17 protein-coding genes are annotated in these 16566 nt (G+C 65.2%); 13 read left to right on the forward strand and 4 right to left on the reverse strand.

The features are described 5' to 3' along the window. Window positions 1-31: 31 nt before the first annotated feature. Entirely contained in the window at window positions 32-2461 is a 2430-nt protein-coding gene (locus OHO27_RS21660; RefSeq protein WP_328426390.1) for a helicase-associated domain-containing protein, read from the reverse strand. 257 nt (window positions 2462-2718) lie between these two features. Here OHO27_RS21660 and OHO27_RS21665 point away from each other — a divergent pair, with 257 nt between their 5' ends. The 4 genes from OHO27_RS21665 to OHO27_RS21680 all read left to right on the forward strand — a co-directional run bounded on the left by OHO27_RS21665 (window position 2719) and on the right by OHO27_RS21680 (window position 5322). Continuing rightward, window positions 2719-3156, forward strand: a complete 438-nt coding sequence (locus OHO27_RS21665) for a tyrosine-type recombinase/integrase (protein WP_443059573.1) — start codon at window positions 2719-2721, stop codon at window positions 3154-3156. Between the two features lie 297 nt (window positions 3157-3453). Next, on the forward strand, window positions 3454-3711 hold the full coding sequence (locus OHO27_RS21670; RefSeq protein ID WP_328426392.1) for a DUF1877 family protein: 258 nt from the start codon (window positions 3454-3456) through the stop codon (window positions 3709-3711). Window positions 3712-4019: 308 nt separating this feature from the next. Then, a complete protein-coding gene (locus tag OHO27_RS21675; protein WP_328426394.1) occupies window positions 4020-4865 on the forward strand; it encodes a hypothetical protein in 846 nt (281 codons plus the stop codon). A gap of 16 nt (window positions 4866-4881) precedes the next feature. Next, window positions 4882-5322 carry a hypothetical protein gene (locus OHO27_RS21680; protein WP_328426396.1) on the forward strand — a complete coding sequence of 147 codons (441 nt, stop codon included), beginning with the start codon at window positions 4882-4884 and terminating at the stop codon, window positions 5320-5322. 163 nt (window positions 5323-5485) lie between these two features. On the opposite strand, the gene OHO27_RS21685 is transcribed toward OHO27_RS21680, so the two are convergent. Continuing rightward, window positions 5486-6043: a hypothetical protein gene (locus OHO27_RS21685; protein ID WP_328426398.1), complete on the reverse strand. Its 558-nt coding sequence runs from the start codon at window positions 6041-6043 to the stop codon at window positions 5486-5488. A gap of 424 nt (window positions 6044-6467) precedes the next feature. Between OHO27_RS21685 and OHO27_RS21690 the strand changes: the two genes are divergently transcribed. Then, window positions 6468-7511: a hypothetical protein gene (locus tag OHO27_RS21690; protein WP_328426400.1), complete on the forward strand. Its 1044-nt coding sequence runs from the start codon at window positions 6468-6470 to the stop codon at window positions 7509-7511. A gap of 375 nt (window positions 7512-7886) precedes the next feature. Here the strand turns inward: OHO27_RS21690 and OHO27_RS21695 are convergent, their stop codons facing one another. Together OHO27_RS21695 and OHO27_RS21700 are read right to left on the reverse strand one after the other, a co-directional pair. After that, entirely contained in the window at window positions 7887-9629 is a 1743-nt protein-coding gene (locus OHO27_RS21695; RefSeq protein ID WP_328426402.1) for an ATP-dependent nuclease, read from the reverse strand. 487 nt (window positions 9630-10116) lie between these two features. Beyond that, on the reverse strand, window positions 10117-11214 hold the full coding sequence (locus OHO27_RS21700) for a DUF1152 domain-containing protein (RefSeq protein WP_328426404.1): 1098 nt from the start codon (window positions 11212-11214) through the stop codon (window positions 10117-10119). An 80-nt stretch (window positions 11215-11294) separates the two neighbouring features. Here OHO27_RS21700 and OHO27_RS21705 point away from each other — a divergent pair, with 80 nt between their 5' ends. The 8 genes from OHO27_RS21705 to OHO27_RS21740 all read left to right on the forward strand — a co-directional run bounded on the left by OHO27_RS21705 (window position 11295) and on the right by OHO27_RS21740 (window position 16564). Beyond that, window positions 11295-12035, forward strand: a complete 741-nt coding sequence (locus OHO27_RS21705) for a GntR family transcriptional regulator (protein WP_328426406.1) — start codon at window positions 11295-11297, stop codon at window positions 12033-12035. 277 nt (window positions 12036-12312) lie between these two features. Next, a complete protein-coding gene (locus tag OHO27_RS21710; RefSeq protein WP_328426408.1) occupies window positions 12313-12750 on the forward strand; it encodes an ATP-binding protein in 438 nt (145 codons plus the stop codon). 84 nt (window positions 12751-12834) lie between these two features. Beyond that, window positions 12835-13563, forward strand: coding sequence for a GntR family transcriptional regulator (locus OHO27_RS21715; protein ID WP_328426410.1), 729 nt, complete (start codon window positions 12835-12837; stop codon window positions 13561-13563). A 128-nt stretch (window positions 13564-13691) separates the two neighbouring features. Continuing rightward, window positions 13692-14042, forward strand: coding sequence for an SCO3933 family regulatory protein (locus OHO27_RS21720; RefSeq protein WP_328426412.1), 351 nt, complete (start codon window positions 13692-13694; stop codon window positions 14040-14042). A gap of 5 nt (window positions 14043-14047) precedes the next feature. After that, the gene (locus tag OHO27_RS21725; RefSeq protein WP_328426414.1) at window positions 14048-15421 is read left to right on the forward strand and encodes an FtsK/SpoIIIE domain-containing protein; all 1374 of its coding nucleotides are present in this window, start codon (window positions 14048-14050) and stop codon (window positions 15419-15421) included. A gap of 84 nt (window positions 15422-15505) precedes the next feature. Then, window positions 15506-16162 (forward strand): DUF2637 domain-containing protein, encoded by a 657-nt coding sequence (locus OHO27_RS21730; protein ID WP_328426416.1) that lies wholly within the window; start codon window positions 15506-15508, stop codon window positions 16160-16162. A gap of 19 nt (window positions 16163-16181) precedes the next feature. Further along, window positions 16182-16373, forward strand: coding sequence for a hypothetical protein (locus tag OHO27_RS21735; RefSeq protein ID WP_328426418.1), 192 nt, complete (start codon window positions 16182-16184; stop codon window positions 16371-16373). Next, window positions 16373-16564: a mobile element transfer protein gene (locus OHO27_RS21740; RefSeq protein WP_328426420.1), complete on the forward strand. Its 192-nt coding sequence runs from the start codon at window positions 16373-16375 to the stop codon at window positions 16562-16564. The genes OHO27_RS21735 and OHO27_RS21740 overlap by 1 nt, the downstream gene beginning before the upstream one ends. Window positions 16565-16566: the final 2 nt, after the last annotated feature.

The raw sequence follows: 16566 nt of genomic DNA on the forward strand, positions 1-16566 counted from the left end.
CGCACCCGGCACCGGCCTTGATCGCCGAGTCCTACGCGGGCATCACGCCATGGATGCGGGAGAGAGTGAAGACGCGTTCCGCTTCGCGCAGGTGGCACCAGGCGTCGAGGTAGGGCGGGTCGAGTTCCAGGTCGCTGAGGGTGCGTACGGTCCGGTTGCCCGAGGTGGCGATGTACTCGACCGTGATGGCCGCACCGGTGTCGATGGCATGAGCGACCTGGCGGACGTCGCTGTACGACAGGTGCTTCGCGTATCCGGCGACGATCTCCTCGGTGTCCGTCGCGAAGGGCACCCCGCTGCCGAACGGGTCGGGTTCCGGTGCGGCCGGCGGGGCCTTGAGCAGCCGGTCGGCCAGGACGTCCAACCCGGCGTCGGTGGGCATGTCCGAGGCGCGGGTTGCGGTGGTCCGGGGGCCGAGCCGCCCGACGTTCCTTCGCGGGGGCGGGACGGCAGCGGCGGCCCTCTGCGGCAGGCGCTTTTCGATGCGTACCGTTCCCCCGGCGGTCTCGGCGACCGGGGCGTAGCCCGCAGCACGGAGCGCGGCGAGCGTCGTCGCGGGTGGGCTGCCGCTGACCAGGACCGTCGGGCCGAGCTGCCGCAGGGCGAGCTTGGACAGTGTGCGGTGGGCGGCGAGTTCGGCCAGGAGCGCGGGTTCGTCGCCGTGGATGACGCAGGCCGCGGGGGCGATGCGCACCCGTCCGTGACCTCGTGCGGTGTCGGCGATGAGATAGGTCAGCGGCTGTGGCAGGGCCGCGGCGGAGCCGGCTTGCAGGTCGGCTGTGATGTCGTTCGGGGTGCGGCCGGCGTCCAGGGCCCGGCGGATACTGCCGGCACTGAAGCGCCATACCGACGCCGTGCCACTGGTCTCCCGGTCGGCCATCGAATCCAGCAGCGCTGCGAGTCGCGCGGACGGGGTGCCGGTGACGACGGCGGTGAGGTCGGCGCCGATCCGGGCCGTCGTGGTCGCGGGGGGCAGCAGCCGCCGGGCTGTGATGTCGAGCTCTTCGTCGGCGTGGGCCGCCAGGTGGGCACCGAGCGGGGACAGCGCACCCCGCGCCAGCACGCCCAGCAGTTCGCCTTCGCGGATCACGGTGCTGAACGGTGCCGTGTCCTGGGGCGAGGCGTCGTCGGCGAGCGGACGGTGCCAGGCCACCAGCGGCCCCAGCTCCGAAGCGACCTTCACACCCTGTCCTGCCGGGAGCCCCGCTGCCGCGGTGAGCAGCCCGTGGCGGGCCTGCAGACAGCCGCCGCAGTCAGGCGCACCGGCGAGCGCGGGAAGTGCCTTGTTGTCTTCGCCGCGCGCCCGGGTGGGGGTGAGCGGCAGGTCCCGCCATGCCCGGAGCAGCACGGCGAGTTGTTCTGCGGGCTCCTGTTCGGCCCAGGCGTCGTACGCCTCGGTGGGAGGTACGCGATCGCCGTCGCGGGCCAGCAGTCCGGCGGCGTAGGCGGTCTCCAGGGCGATGCGTACGACGGCGTCGTCCGCTTGGGCGGCCCTGCCGATCCGGGCCAGTTCACGCGCACCGATCCCACCCGACTTCAGCCGGGTCGGTGGAGCGGTCGCGCACGCCGAAAGGACGGAGGCGGCATGGGCCGCGAACGCGGTGGCGGCCACCGCGGCCTCCCGCTCCACCTCCGAGGAGGTGATGGGAACCAACTGTGTGACCGGCGGCATAGGTTCGAACGCAGCGTGCCAATCGGGGCCCCGCAGAGCCAAGGCCACCTCGACCGGCATCCGGACGGGCTCGTACCGGTGACTGTCCTGGAGCAGAAGCCCGCGGTCGAGTGCCCATCGGGCGCCTGGTTGGAGGTCGCGGCCAGGAGCCCCGAATACGACGAACAGTGACTGCCGCGGCGTGGACCTGGCGCTCTGCTCAAGCAACTTCCGTGTGGCCGCCGGTGCCCCCGCCACCAACGCGGCGACCCGTTTCGCGTCACTGTGATGCTCCACCAGCGCCGCGAATCGCTGCTGCTTGGTGCCGGGTGGCTTGATACCCAGGACCGCCAGCATGCCGCGCAGTTCCTCCGAGGTGGTGCCGGCCAGCAGCTCTTCCAGCGGGGCGTCAAGTCCCAGGGGCGTGCTCCACGCCTGGCGCAAGGGCGTAGGCATGCGGAGCGCCTCGTTGCCGTCGTGCCACACGAGCGCCCGATCCGACAGCGCCTCCAGGGTCGCGTCCAGCGCGTGTACCGCCGCAGGGGATGTCGAGCCGAGCAACTCCGCGAGGCTGTCCCGGGTTGCTCGTCCTCCCAGGGCTGCCAGCGCCTCGGCGGCTTGCAAGCACGGCAGCGTGAGTTGCGGCAGGACGAGTGCCACGGACCCCGGACGTTGGAGACGGTCCGCCAGTTCCCCCACCGAGCGTGGTTCCGGAGAGGAGGCTGCGTCCTTCCGCATGGCGAGTACGCGTGCCAGGCGGGAACCGTCGAGTTCGCTCAGCCAAGTCGCAAGCGTCGATCGGGACTTCATGAGGGTGCACCTCGACAGACCGGGAACGTCACAGACGGGCCGAAAGCCGCTTCGGCGCCAAGGTCAAGGATGGCGCAGTTCCATGATCCGCGGATGCCGTACGAAGACAGAGTCCGGGGCTCCTCCTCGCCGCGGGCCCTGCCGCCGGGTACGTCCGCATCCGTAAGAACCGGCTGCGCGCCAAGTACGCGCACGGCTGCGGTGCCAACCCGTGTGGCCGGAAGCGGGCTACTGCCCCAAGAAGGAGCCGACCCGGCGTGAGACGTCGCACCATCGGCCTGCCCGATCCGCTGATCAAGATTCTCCGCCAGCACCAGGAAGCCCAGGAGCGGGAGCGGATCGCGGCCGGTGCGGACTGGGAGGGCAAGGGGTACGTCTTCGCGTCGCCGATCGGTGGGCCACTGAGTCCGAACACCGACTTCCACACCTGGAAGCGGCTGCTTCGGGAGGCTGGCGTCCGGAACGGCCGTCTCCATGACGCTCGCCACACCGCCGCGACCGTGCTCCTGATCCTCGGTGTTCCGGACGTCGTGATCGACTCGATCATGGGATGGGAGCCCGGGGGAGCGGCCCGGATGCGCGCTCGGTACATGCACGTGACCGGGACCATGCTCCGCAAGGTCGCTCAGCAAGTCGGAGACGTGCTCTGGGTGCTGCCCGGCGCCGGCGCCGACGGCCAGGAAGAAACCAACTGAGACGGACCGACGAGGGGCCCCACCGCGAACGGTGGGGCCCCTCGACATCGTGCCCGGTGAGGCACTGGCGGAGGATACGAGATTCGAACTCGTGAGGGGTTGCCCCCAACACGCTTTCCAACTGTGGTGGTGGGGTGGTGGGCGGTGTGCGGGGGCGTTCACCTGCGTTCATCGGCGGCTCGTCACCAGGCCGGGGTCGACTCCGGGTCTTTGTTGAACGCCGGTGAACCGAGGTGAATGAGACGGAAAGTGAGACGGACGCCGCGGTCGTTGTCAGTGGCGTTACCCAACTCCGCCATGAGCATGATCGGTGAGTACCTGCGTGTCACGGCTGCTGAGCTCGACCGAGCGATCCAAGATCCCGGCTGGGTGTTGGACTTCGTCGAAGAGGCCCAGGACGCCGAGGAGGAGCCGGAGCTTGCGCCGGCCGAAGCGCGCCATTTCAGCACGTACAAGACCTGGGACATGCTCCGCTTCCTGTTGGCGCGCGCAGCGATCTACGGCGAGGAACCGTTCGCCGAGGACGAAGACTGGGGATACGGGCCTCCGAGGTAACTGCAGCCGAGCGGGGCCGGCTCGCAGCGGAAGCCCTGCGTGCACCACCGATCCGACGCCTGCCCTCAGCACGGGTCGGATGCACTGCCTGGGCTTCAGCGGACGCGACCGGAACGCAGCGAACTGAGACCGCAACGGAGTCGAGAGCATGCAGGAAGTTGCTCCCGTGCCTTAGCCGGCCCCTCGCACCGAAAGTCGTGCGCTCTACCGACAAGAGGCGAGCCAGAACCCGCAATGATACTTTTGACACATGCGCTTCTAGAGACCCAGTGTTCACTTCTACACCCCCAGGGCTCATGGAGGGTATCGTGGCGAAGAATCTCTCTGCTGCTGAGGCATTCGCCCTCGCCAAGCTAGCTGCGAGCGGGCCACCTGGTGAGCTTTCCACCGTTACAGAGCTTGTCGCGTCGCAGCTCTCAGACGATCCTCAAGCGAGTCGCGCTTTGGAAGTCGCCAAAGAGAATCCGCAGGATGTCCAAGCGATTTCTCGCCTCGCAGCATATCTGCGAGCATACGGTAGAAGTAAGGGATTTCGCAGCACTGTACGCTCGACGCTGGGCAGCAGAAAAAAAGTTGCCGCCATTGGCGTCGCCCAACTGATTGCAGATTTCGAAGCCGACCAGCGCCCGCAGCGCTTGACGCGCGTCGTCAGCTCTCGTCTGGCCCGCAATCCTGAAGCACGCGAGACATTGAATACGGCCCAGGCGCAGCCAGATGATCTGGAATCAACTCTGAGCCTGGCCGAACAGGTTCGCTCGCACGTACCTGAGGTGCGCTCCCTGCAAGGCGTGCCGATCATTGACCCATTCAATGGTGGCAGGCCACTGTCTCCAGATCGCCTCAAGGGTGCATTGCCGCAGTTTGCAGACATCGTCAGCAAGGAAGCAAGTGGCATTCCCCTAGAGCCGCGAGCCGAGCAAATAGTCAGACGCTATCTCCGCAAAGCGAGCGAAACGATTCGCTCCACCCCGCCAGCGGAAAGAGAGCAACTCGTCGCCGATGCAGCCGAGAGACTGCACCAAGCTACCCGCTCGGCGGTCCAGAAAGTACAGGAACTGGACGCCTCGGAGAGGCAAAATGGACCCGTCGTTGTGGATGCAGCCTTGCTCGACCAAGCACTAGCTAGACAGGGTGATTGCCCACCCTTCTGGTAAGGGAGGAGTCCGTAAAATGACTACACCAAATGAATCGGGCGGGGGCGGCACGAATGACCCTACAGTAAAGGAATCCGGCGGGGGTGGCACGACTGACCACAAAGCCACTTACGGACTTGCCAAGGATTCCATCTCCACGCTGATCACGCTATCGTCCGGAATTTTGGCAATTTCCCTCACGTTCTCCGATAAATGGGCGCTCAATGCGGAGAGTGAGCACAGAACCCTACTATGGGTTTCCTGGCTCCTTTTCCTCCTGACAGTCGCTGCTGGCCTCATAGCGATGCACGTGCTCACTGGAGTCTCCCATAAGGGTGAACACATTTATCAATGGCGCCTCAGAGTGCCATGGATCTGTGAAATATTGCTCTTTCTGGCAGCGCTCATCATATTCTTTATATATGGCATAAACGTCATCGATGACATCGGCGATATCAAGCCCAAATCGACATCGTGACGCGATGGTGAGCATGTCGCTCTGAAACTTCTCACGGGCCTGCATCTGCCGGCCGCGAAGACTGGCGGGGATGGCTCTCACAACCGGTCGTCCGTGAGACAACACTCCCTCTTGAAAGCCTCCGCGCCCATGTCGTTGGGGACATAGCCCGCACAGTAGTAGTTCAGTCGTCTAGGTGAGCCTTCGCTGCTCGGGCGAACTCGACCACCTTCGGTAGCAAGGACTTGACCTGTTGCCTGTGCTGCTCCCACACCGCCATGTTTGCCTCGCTCGCCGCGTAGTTCCTCATGAAGCCCATCACGAACACGTTGAGCGCGGCCGTATTCAGGTCTTCGATTTCGCTGACGAGCCCGGGAGGGGCTTCGAGTTCGAGGGTGACCGAGGCGCCAGTCATGACGCGGTGGGCGTCATCCATAGCGGCACGCAGTCGGCCGCGCTCCGGTTCTCGCTGGTCCCACTCGGCGTCGTCCTCCTCGCAGACCGGTCCGACCTCCAGGTAGAAGTCTTCCGCGGCGGCCGCGTATGCCCTAGCGACGCGGATGTATTCGACACACGCGTCCCTGCGCACTGTCCTGCGCCATTGAGCTTGGGCGGCGTCGGCCTGCTGGTCAGCCTGACGCAGCACGGCGCCTCGTGCCAGCCACGCGGCACCGACGGCACCCCCTGCCCCGAAGAATGCTCCGATGCCTGCACCGATGAGGCCAGCTATGCCCTGGTCCACGCGTCCCCCGTTTCTTGTGTCCCGCTGGGCAGATTATGGCCGCGCCCCTGTCGGGAGCGGCGTTGACGTAGGCATTGGGAGTCCTGACAGCAACAGCAAGTTCGCCGCGACCTCTGCTTGGGAAGCTTGGGTCTTTTGGCGGCGGACGGTGAGATGACCTGCGGCGCAGCGGCGTTCGAGCCTCGGCCGTACGCGGGACCAGTCACCGCTGTTCCCCGTGGTTCCCTGCACGATCTGGCACGCACGTGGCACGGTGACTCGTTTGAGTCACCGGAATGAACCTGGACCTTGGAACGCCTCGACGCAGCCTATGAGCAGTCCGCAGTTTGACCAGGGTTGCGGCCCCGGAGACCAACTAGTACGGCGGGCAGGGCACGTTGGAAATCGGGGGTGATGTGTCGCTTCAGGCGGCTATCGTCTGCACATGAGATCAACCGCCCGGCCTCGGCTCTCCGTTCGCGTGGGCGCGGCCCCAGTGCCCACCCTGGTCGAGGGGATGCCCGCGTCACTTGAACCTGCGCTTCGTGACTGGATCTACGAGACAGCGGCTCAAGGCCGACAGGAGGTGCGGCACGTTCTGATCCGGCTGGATCTCGAACTGCCGAGGCTGTACCTGAAGCAGTATCAGCGGGAGTTGAGGGACCGTGAGGCGGAGCTGGCGGAGCTCACCGCGCAATGGGAGGCGGAGAGTTCGATGCGGGAGGAGAAGGCGTACATTCCCGGTCGGCCGTCTGTGCCCATGCCCCCGGACCCGTACTTGCGCTTTCTTGCGTACGGCACGGAGCCGGAGATCCTTTGGGACGTGGTCGATGACCTCCTCTCCGCGTTGTGCAGCGAGCCACTGCCCCCGGAAACGTTGCCGATCGTCGCCCGTTGGCACAGCGGCGCCAGACGGACCAAGCGAATCACCGAGCCATTGAACCGCCTGCTAGTTGAATCCCGCTCGGTGTATGAGGTCGCTCCGGATCAGCGCGGCCTCCAGAGGAGAATGGAGGAAGGACTCAGCGAGGCCTTCGCTACGGCAGCAGACGTGGCTGAGAGCAGTGGCTACCCGGCGGCCCGCCGGCACTTGGAGCGGGCCCGCGACAAGCTGTTCGCGGTCCACGCTGACGCAAGCGGTGCCTACGTTGACCTGATCCGCGCGGTGGAAGCAGTGGCCTGCCCGATGTTCCTGCCACGCAACCCGCTGCCTACCCTCGGCAAGGTTCGTGATCACCTTCGGGATGCAGGGGCGAAGTACGAATACGTACTGACCGACAAGTCAGGGACGCAAGGCACAACAGCCGGGGTAGTCGCCATGCTCACTGATCTGTGGGAGGGGCACGGTGACCGGCACGCGGGTGGTCCGCGTGAAGTCCCAGTCTCTCAGGAAGCAGGCGAAGCAGCGCTGAGCATTGCGACTGCTTTGGTGACGCTCTTCAGCAGGAGAGCGGTGCGTTTGCGCCCCGTGGAACGGCCAGGAGCGTGACGTCCAACGGCACGCAGGTAGACACGCAGCAACGCTGGGGGGTCCTTACCAATTCGGTAAGGACCCCCTGATCAGCTACTTAGCTGTCGGGTGGCTGGATGTGAACCCACGACTGCTTCGTCCCGAAGCAACTTGAGATGCTTGCTGCCCAAGGGCTCTTGCGTCCGTCACCTGCACTGATGATCCGCTGACGTCCACGAGTGTTCGCCATTGTGCATCACGGTTGTCACGCAGGTAGACACTCACCGAGTCACCTGCCGGACCGGCCTTGCTACCCCCATGAGCCCGTCATCGCTCAGCATGGTCAAATGCTCGCCTCCGTGCCGGACTACTCCTTATGTTGGGGCGTGAAGGATCGGTTTCGCGCCCCTGGCACTAGCTAGCTAGCGTGTTGATCCTGTGCAGAACCTGCAACATTTCGTCAGGAATCTCATCTTGGTGAATGTGTTTTGAGAGCGCATCAAAAGAGACGGCCTTGTGCCCGTTCCCCTGCAAGTACTGATTTAGCTGCGACAAAATTTCTTTTGGTGGGCAAATTGACTTCCTGTATTCTACTTTCGCCCAGCGCGGTGTAAAATCGGCAAGCGTGGCAGCAGTGATGTTTACTTCGTGCATTTTTCCCGACCGCTCCACGGATTGACGCTCAAAGTTCAACTTGGCGAAGATGTCCCCTTGCATGGAATCCATGATTTCAGCCATGGCCCGCTCCACCTCAGCAAGCGGGCAGCCCGAGATCCGGGAAATCGCGGTCGACGAAATTAGATAGCTTTCGAGTTCCTTCTTGGACCATACGTGGCATTCTAGACCTGCCTCTGTTAGCTTTTCTGTGACCGAGTTGACTTGGGATTGCGTCCTGTAGTCGCGATCGAGGATGATAATCGAACCGACTGATCCCTTCAGGAAGTCTTTGACTAGCCAGCCAAAGGCTTCGGCGCTATTCCAGTTTGAGTAGCCGTTGATTGGCACAACAGCCAACTCCATATCGGCAACAATATTTGTGTATCCGAGATTCTTGGCGAGGATCCTTAGGGTTCTCAGGTCCTTGCCCTCGACGAACACGACACCTTTCGCGCGAAGAGCCTTCGCCATGCCCAGATTGAATGCGGTTCCGAGGGATGTGCTGAGTGTTTCCATTCCCTCCTTGCGGGGGGCTCGAATGGCGTTACGCTTGGATTTGTCAATCCATACGATTGACTTACTGTCCGCCTCGGCCAGAACTTCGCTGGAATGAGTTGCCAATACTACTTGAATTCCAAGCGAGTCGATCAACCGTACCAGTCGGCGTTGCAGGTCAGCGTGCAGGAACACCTCGGGTTCGTCGAGGATCAAAGTGGGCGACTCTTTTAGGCGGTAAATGTGGAGGAGGAGTTGGAGCCAAATCTGCACGCCATCTCCAGCCCAGACGAGTTCTTTCTCTCGACCGCTTCCCGGTTCTGTGTAGAAGACGTCAATGCTTGACTCGGGTCCGTAATGGACTGCTGGCTCCGAGATGCGCATACCCCCCATCCAGGGGTCCGCGAAGTCAAGAAAATCCTGCCACTCGTCACTGTCAGAGCTTAGAATGCGCAGTTGATTCCTGAAGTGACGGCTACTGAGCCGGGATGCCAGGTTTTTCCTCACATATTCTGGGGTAAGGATCTCCTCCTCATGTTCTAGTGGAGTAAGCGCAGGAATGATGCCGATCGGGGTGTACTCGTCTCTCACCTGTTTCACGGTTCGAGGGATGCGTCCTGTTTTATCCAGCAGATAGAAGAAGGGAGTACTGTCGGTATCGTAGTCATCTCTTGGCCAGACGGCTCGTAGCCTACTCCCATTTTGCCAAATCAATTCTAGAGTCGTTTCGTTCGTTTCTCTGAACTCGTGACGAACGCTCTCATTTAGGAGTTCGAAATCCTTGAGCGGAATTGGATACGCCTGAACCCAAGTTCCTTCGTGTTGACGACTCAGTGAAAACTTTGTCCTTTTGGCGCTTCGGAGGCACGCTTCAGCGAATTTGAGTGCGGAAAGGATGGTGCTCTTTCCGGCGCTGTTGGGGCCGACCAGGAGGGAGAATTCCTTTAGTGTAATTGAGAAGTTCTCGAAAGCCTTAAAATTACGGAGCTTTACCTGCTTAAGCATTTCGCCCTCCCTGTGTGGCTTCGGGGAGACCGCCCCCCGGGCGTCTGGACGTGATCTTATGGGATGTGGCATCGGCGCTGGGGGGCTTTTGAATGAAGCCAAGTTGGACTAGCGATCTTCTGGCTGTGGTCGTGGCTCACGGAACCTAAGGTCGGTGGAGCGGCTTTGGGGTGGCGCTGCTTTGGCGCGAGTGATCATGGCCCCGTAAGCTTCCGGCGCGTCGGGCAGTCTGTGGACCTGCCCGGTAAAGCACGACGTTGGGGCCATGATCTTCGAGGCTCGCGCCAAAGTGGCTCCGTAAAGCCGTGGAGCCGACCGGCCCAGCCACGACGTACCCCTTCTCTGGCATCAGGTGGCTGCATGCTTTGAGCGCGGCACGGGCGCCGGCCGGGCTGGAGCGGGGCGGAGACAGGAGCGCAGGCCCGGCCGGGGGCCGGGCCGCGCGCGGGGAGCGGAGCGAGCCGCCTTGAACCCGTGAAGAGAGTTGTTACTCAGGTGGCGTCGTGATGCGCCACAGGGGCGCGTCGTACTGCTTAGGTCGACTGCTAACGAGCAACTCGCGCAGGTCGTGGCGCTGGTTGCCGTTGAGGTTCAGGGCCTCGGTGATGTGGCGGAACGTCGTGTGGGTGACTCCGCGGTCCCGGGCTTCGGCCTCGAACTGGTCCAGCTGGGCCAGGACCGTATCCGGGGCCAGCTTCAGCGGTGGCCGTTCGCTGAGCCATGCGGCCTTATTGCGCTCATAGTCGATCTCCGAGTAGCCGCAGATTTCGCGGCTATGTGTCTCCACCTCTTCGAGGGTCTCCGTCGCTATGACGGCACGAGCCAGACGGTTACGGCTCAACGCCTCGTCCATGTCGACCTCGTGGACGGTCGGACCTTCGTCCGTGAGCGGTACGGGAAGCCCAGCGTCCCGCACTTCGCAGGTGCCTCTCGCTCCTCGTGCCGTCGCCGCGAGCATCGCGGTCGCCTCGGACGGATGCCACTCCAGAACCGAGCTGATCGACTCTGTGTCCTTCACCGTGAAGGCGTGGACTAGCGGGCCGAGTATCCCGCGCAGGTCTTCGTGCGGGAGTTCGCCGTCCAGGCCGGGCCCAGCAACCAGGAGACGGATGGGCGCATTCACCTGGCAACAAGCGGCCAGTGTGAGGGCGTCAGCGAGCGGGCTCTTCAGCGTGGGCTCGTCGCCTCGGGCCAGAATGTCTCCGCCCACGTCCAGGAGGTCGATCGACGCGGGCTCCAAGTGGCCCACTAGCTCTTCGAGTTGGCGCGTCACGCCCTCTGCGCCCTGGTGTGGGTCGATCAACGCGAATGTGTGAGGGAGCTCTGCCGCGAGTCGAGGGAGGGTAGATCCCGCCGGAGCGATCGGGCGGGCTTCAGCCGGCACTGTCGAGACGGACGGTGTGAGTTGTTCGAGGCCGGTGAAGTCGTGGACGCCTCGGGGGCCCGGGACCGGATCGACGAGCAGGCGGTCCCACGCGTACGTGAAGATCACCGCCGGGTCCTCGTCGCCGTAGAGGGCGGCGTCAAGCATTGCGGCGGCGACTGCGTCGCCCCCTCCTCCTGCTGCGACGATCAACCGCGTCATGCGGACAGGGTACGGGGTCGAACATTTGCCACCCACCCTATAGTGGCTAGAGGCCATAGCCACTTGGACAAGGAGGGGGCATGCCTCAGATCGAGGAGGCTCAGCCGAAGTATCTCCAGATCGCGCACTTCATCCGTGATCAGATCCTGCGGGGGGATCTGCGGCCCGGGGACGAGGTTCCCTCGGAACGGCAACTCGCTGCCGACTGGAAGGTGTCGAGGCCGACGGCGGCCCGTTCGCTGGAGGCGCTGAGTCATCAGGGCCTGGTCGAGAAGCGGCAGGGGTCGGGCACCTATGTGCGCAGCCTCGAAGTCAACCGGCGGGCACGGGAGTTGTACGGGCGGGCCAGGCAGACAGGGAAGATCTACACCGCCGGTGAGTACGCTGTCATCACGTCTGCGGGCTGGCTGGAGGCACCAGACCACGTCGCCGAGGCGTTGGGCCTGGTAAAGGATCGGCGAGCCGTGCACCGCCGGCGCATCACCAATAACCAGGACGGGCCCATCACGCTGTCCACCTCGTGGTTCGCTCCTGACGTCGGCCAGAAGGCGCCCAAGCTCCTGGACCCGGAACGGATCCAGGAAGGCACCCTGTTGTACGTCGAGACCATGACAGGACGCCAGGGAAGCTACGCCGAAGACCGCATGTGCGCTCGGGCGGCCACGGACGAGGAATCGGCAGACCTGAAACTGGCCTCTGGGTCGGCGGTGTTGATCGTCCATCACGTCGTCTTCGACCTCCAGGACCGGCCTTTGGAGTTCGCCGAAGCCACCTACCCGCCCCACCGCTGGGCGTTCGAGCAGGGCTACCCACTCTCCTGACGGTTCGTAAGTTCCGTCGAACCGGTTGCACGTCGCGAGTGGCTAATGCCACTATCCAGTAAGTGGCTAAGGCCACTTGATCGGAAGGGGGCACGGCGTGACGGGTCAGCGGCCGGAACAGGGCGCGCACTTAACCTGCCGGGGATGCCGGGGGCGCGGCTGGAAACGCGTCAGCTCACGTACGGCGCTGGCGCTCTCCACTGTCAACGACCGTGCCCGTGCCACATCGAAGCGACGGTGCCTCGACTGCGACGGCGCCGGCAGGGAGTGAGCACGGATGGCCTACACAATCGACCGCCACCCAGGCCCGGACGCACCCCGACTCGGAGCGATGGTCTTGCATCCAATCGCGGAGTCCGTACCCCGGGCCCGACGCTGGTTCCAGAAGTTCATCGCCCCGTACAACCCGGCCTGCTCGGTCGACGACTGTGCACTGATGATCTCCGAGCTGGTCACCAACGCCATCGTCTACGGGCGGGCGGATGATCCATGGGTCGTGCGGGTGGAGTGGTTTCGCGAGGGAGCTTCGCTGCGCGTGGAGGTGCACAATCCCGGGTTCCCGGCGAGTGTTCGCGTGCGCCAGCCGGACGCCAACGACGCGCATGGTCGTGGTCTCCTCTTGGTCGACTCCATCGCCGACTCGTGGCACTCCGGCCCGAGCCGCTTCGGCGGTACGGTCGTGTCTTTCGAGATGGCCGATGCCTGGCCGTCTTGATGCAAGACCCCGTCTGTTCTGACACTCGAACTGTCGCTAGTCTGGTTGACCAGTTGACTTGGCCAATCTCGACAGGCGGCGTTCATGGCGTATGAGGTGGAGGCACCGAAGTACGTTCGCCTCGCGCAGACGATTCAGCGTCGCATCGAGGACGGCACGTATCCGCCGGGTACCCGCGTTCCCAGTGAGAATCAGCTGGTGCAAGCCTTCGGGATGTCCCGCCCGACCGTCGTACGGGCGCTGGAGCTGTTGAAGCGTGACGGATGGCTGGAGTCCCGGCAGGGCTACGGCACGATTGTCCGTGGTCGCCCGGCCGTCGCCGAGCAGAGAGACCGTCGGGGGCGCGAGGCGCTGGAGCGCGATGAATCGTTGGCCGCAGGGCGCCTCGTCGAGGTCGGCCAGGTCCCGGTGCCCGCTCGCGTCGCTTCCGCGCTCGGGCTACCCAAGCGGACCAAGGTACTTGTGCGCCGGTTCCTCGTCGAAGCGGACGGCGAAGCTGTCGAGCTGGTCTCGTCGTACTTCCCCGCCGGCTTGGTCGACGGCACCGAGTTGGGCAGCCCTGAAGCCTTGAGCGGCAGCCCCCGTGAGCACCTGGAAGCCCGGAAGAAGATCCGCTTCGATCACGTCACGGAGCGGGTCTCGGCTCGACTGCCGGAAAGCGACGAAGCCGAGCTGCTCGACTTGCCAGAGGGTGTGCCTGTCCTGAGCGTCCTGGTCATCGCGTGTGACGCCTCCGGGCAGGCGATACAAGTTTCTGACGTGCTGCTTCCTGCCGATCGGCAGGAACTCGAAGACACCTACCGCTTGAACTGAGCCTCACTCGGGGCCAGTTCTCCCCAAAACTCCACTTGACAAGTCAACCTGGCATCCCTAGCTTCGAACTTGCTAAGTCAACTTGTCAGGTGACGGGTTGATCGACTTCCGAAGAAGGAGAAATCCCTGTGCGTGTGATCCGCATCGACACCTCGGCCGCCACGATCCTGCTTACCGAAGCTCCGGCACCGAAGGTGCGCGACCGGCAGACCGGTGAGATCGCCAAGGACTCTGTGAGCGGTGAGGCACTGATGACGGTCGGCGTCGTCTTCATCGACGAGGGCGAGTCGTCCCTGGTCCAGGTCACGATCCCCGAGAGCGGGGTGACGGACGGCCTGACCGTCGGCGCCCCTGTCTCGTTGCCGGGGCTCATCGCCCGTCCGTGGGAAAGCGTGTTCAACGGCCAGCAGCGACACGGCATCGCCTACCGGGCCACCGCCATTGCTCCGGGCGCCTTCCCGATGGCTCAGGCGGGCTGATCGACGTGACCGACCTGGTGACGTGGGCCGAACTGGGAGGGTCGCTAGCCGCGATAGGCGGCGCGGCCTACGCCCGGCATGCCCACCCCGCGGCGTACTGGTCCACGGTCGGACTGCCGGTCTCGGTGGTCCGGCTGCTGGTCTCGTACTCCTCAACGATGGACGCGTGCGGCCTGACGGTCGAACCGCCCCGCTGGCGGGCGCTGGCCATCAAGGCGACCACCCGCCGTGAGGTCCGGCCCGTCCCGCCCCGCCGGGGTCTGATTCGGCCCACCGCGACCGGTCTGCGTCTCCGGCTCCGCTTGGCCCCGGGCCAGGAGCCGGCGGATGTGGCGGCCTCGGCCGAACGCCTTCGGCATGCCTGGGGCGTACACGCCGTGTACGTCCGGGACGTCAAGCCCGGCGTCGTTGAACTGCGGCTCGTCGGCTTCGATGTCTTGCGGAAGGTCCGGATGCCTCGCCGGACCGAAGGCAGCCACCTCCGGGTGCCGGTGGCGCTGCGGGAGGACGCGACAGCGTTCGTCCGCGACTACCGCGCCGTACCGCATGAACTCGTCCTCGGCGCCACGCTGTCCGGCAAGTCCATGTACCTGCGCAACCTGCTCACCGCGCTGGCCGCTCAGCCCGTCGTCCTGGTCGGGATCGACTGCAAGCGCGGGGTTGAGCTGGCGCCGTTCGCTCCCCGGCTTTCCGCTCTGGCGACCGATCCGGAGCAGGCGGCCGTGCTGCTGCCCGTGCTCGTGAAGGAAATGGAGGACCGCTACGACTTGATCAAGGCCCGGCAAGGCATCGCGCCCGGTACACCTGATGAGCTGATCGCCTCGGACATCTGGGGCCTGCCCGAGAGCGAACGGCCTGCTCCGCTCGTCCTGTTCATCGACGAGGTGGCCGAACTTTTCCTCGTCGCCACACGGAAGGAGGAGGAACGGCGGGACGAGATGGTCACCCAGCTCATCCGCCTCGCTCAGCTCGGTCGCGCCGCCGGCATCTACCTGGAGGTCTGCGGCCAGCGCTTCGGCGCCGAGCTGGGCAAGGGCGCCACCATGCTCCGGGCCCAGCTCACGGGGCGCGTCTGCCACCGCGTCAACGACGAAGCCTCCGCCAAGATGGCTCTCGGCGACATCGCCCCTGAGGCCGTCTTCGCCGCCTGCGCCATCGCCTCCGAGCTACCCGGCCTCGCCGTGGTCGGCGATACATCCGGCGGCTGGTCCCGCATCCGCACTCCGTATCTCTCCCTCACCGACGCTGCGGCCACCTGCCGCGATACGGCCCACCTCGTCCCCGACGTACCGGCACTCGCACCCTTCCGGCCGTATGTCCCGCCTGTGGCCGTCAAGGGCGCCGGGCCGGTACCCACCCCGCGCCCCGTCCCCGAGTAGCCATACCCGCTCCCACGGTTGGCGCGGCCGTCCTGCGCCAAGTCCCTACCCCCTCTATGCCCGAAATCCGGAAGGAGTGGCGCCGTGCGTGCCTTGCCCGTCCGCGTTGACGCCGTGCTCGTCCAGGCGTTGATCGCCGCCGCCCTGTCCTTCGCCCACCTGCACGACCTGGCCTCGGCCGCCGGACAGCACGGCTGGAAGGCGTGGGCCTACCCGGTCTCCGTCGACCTGCTGATGGTGGCGGCCTGGCGGCGGCTTCGCTCCGGTGAGGCGAAGGCGGCCGGGTGGTGCTGGTTCCTCGTCGCGCTGACCGCATCGCTCGGCGCCAACGTTGCCACAGCCGGACTGCTCGACCTGGACGCCGTACCGGCCTGGTTGCGCATCCTCGTCGCGGGCTGGCCCGCCGTCGCCTTCCTCGGCGGCACCCTCCTTGCCCACGGGTCACCGAATCCGGACCAGGCTCCCGGACCAATGCCCGAACCGTCCTCGACGGCCGCAGTACCGGAACCCATCGCTCCGGAGGTCGAACCGCCCTCGACTGCGGCCGAACTGTTCGCAAACGAAACGGAGTCGGCCCCCTCGTCTCCGTCCCCGGTCCCGCCCGCCCTCGCCGCCCTGGCCCGGAAGGTCGCCGACGAACACCGCGCCCGAACCGGAACCCCCATCGACACCTCGACACTTCGCGCCCGGCTCGGCATCCCGATGCCGCTCGCCGAAAGCATCGCCGCCCAACTCACCTGACCCCGGAGGAACTTCCCACATGCGTCCGTCCACGCTCCGCGCGCTGAAACGAGCCGCCGAGCTGACCCGACAGAACCGCCTCACCGAAGCCGTACTGATCGCCGAACCGGTCATCCTCGCCGCCGACAGCTACGAGGGCGACGAGATCTTGCGCTGGCTCGCCGATCACGTCACCGACTTCACGGGCGAGACGAAGAAGGAGATCGACTGATGCCCGCCAACCGCCGCTTCCGCCGAGTCGTCCGCATCGGCCCCGTCCAGGTCGCCACCTACAACGACAGCCGGGGCCGCGAGAAGCACACCGCCGCCTGCACGGCTCCGCGCTGCGGCTTCTCGACCGACTACGACAGCCGGGCCGCCGCCGAGCTGGCCGCCCGTACGCACCGCTGCCGCGTCTGCTGATC

This window comes from Streptomyces sp. NBC_00443 (genome assembly GCF_036014175.1).
GTDB lineage: Bacteria > Actinomycetota > Actinomycetes > Streptomycetales > Streptomycetaceae > Streptomyces.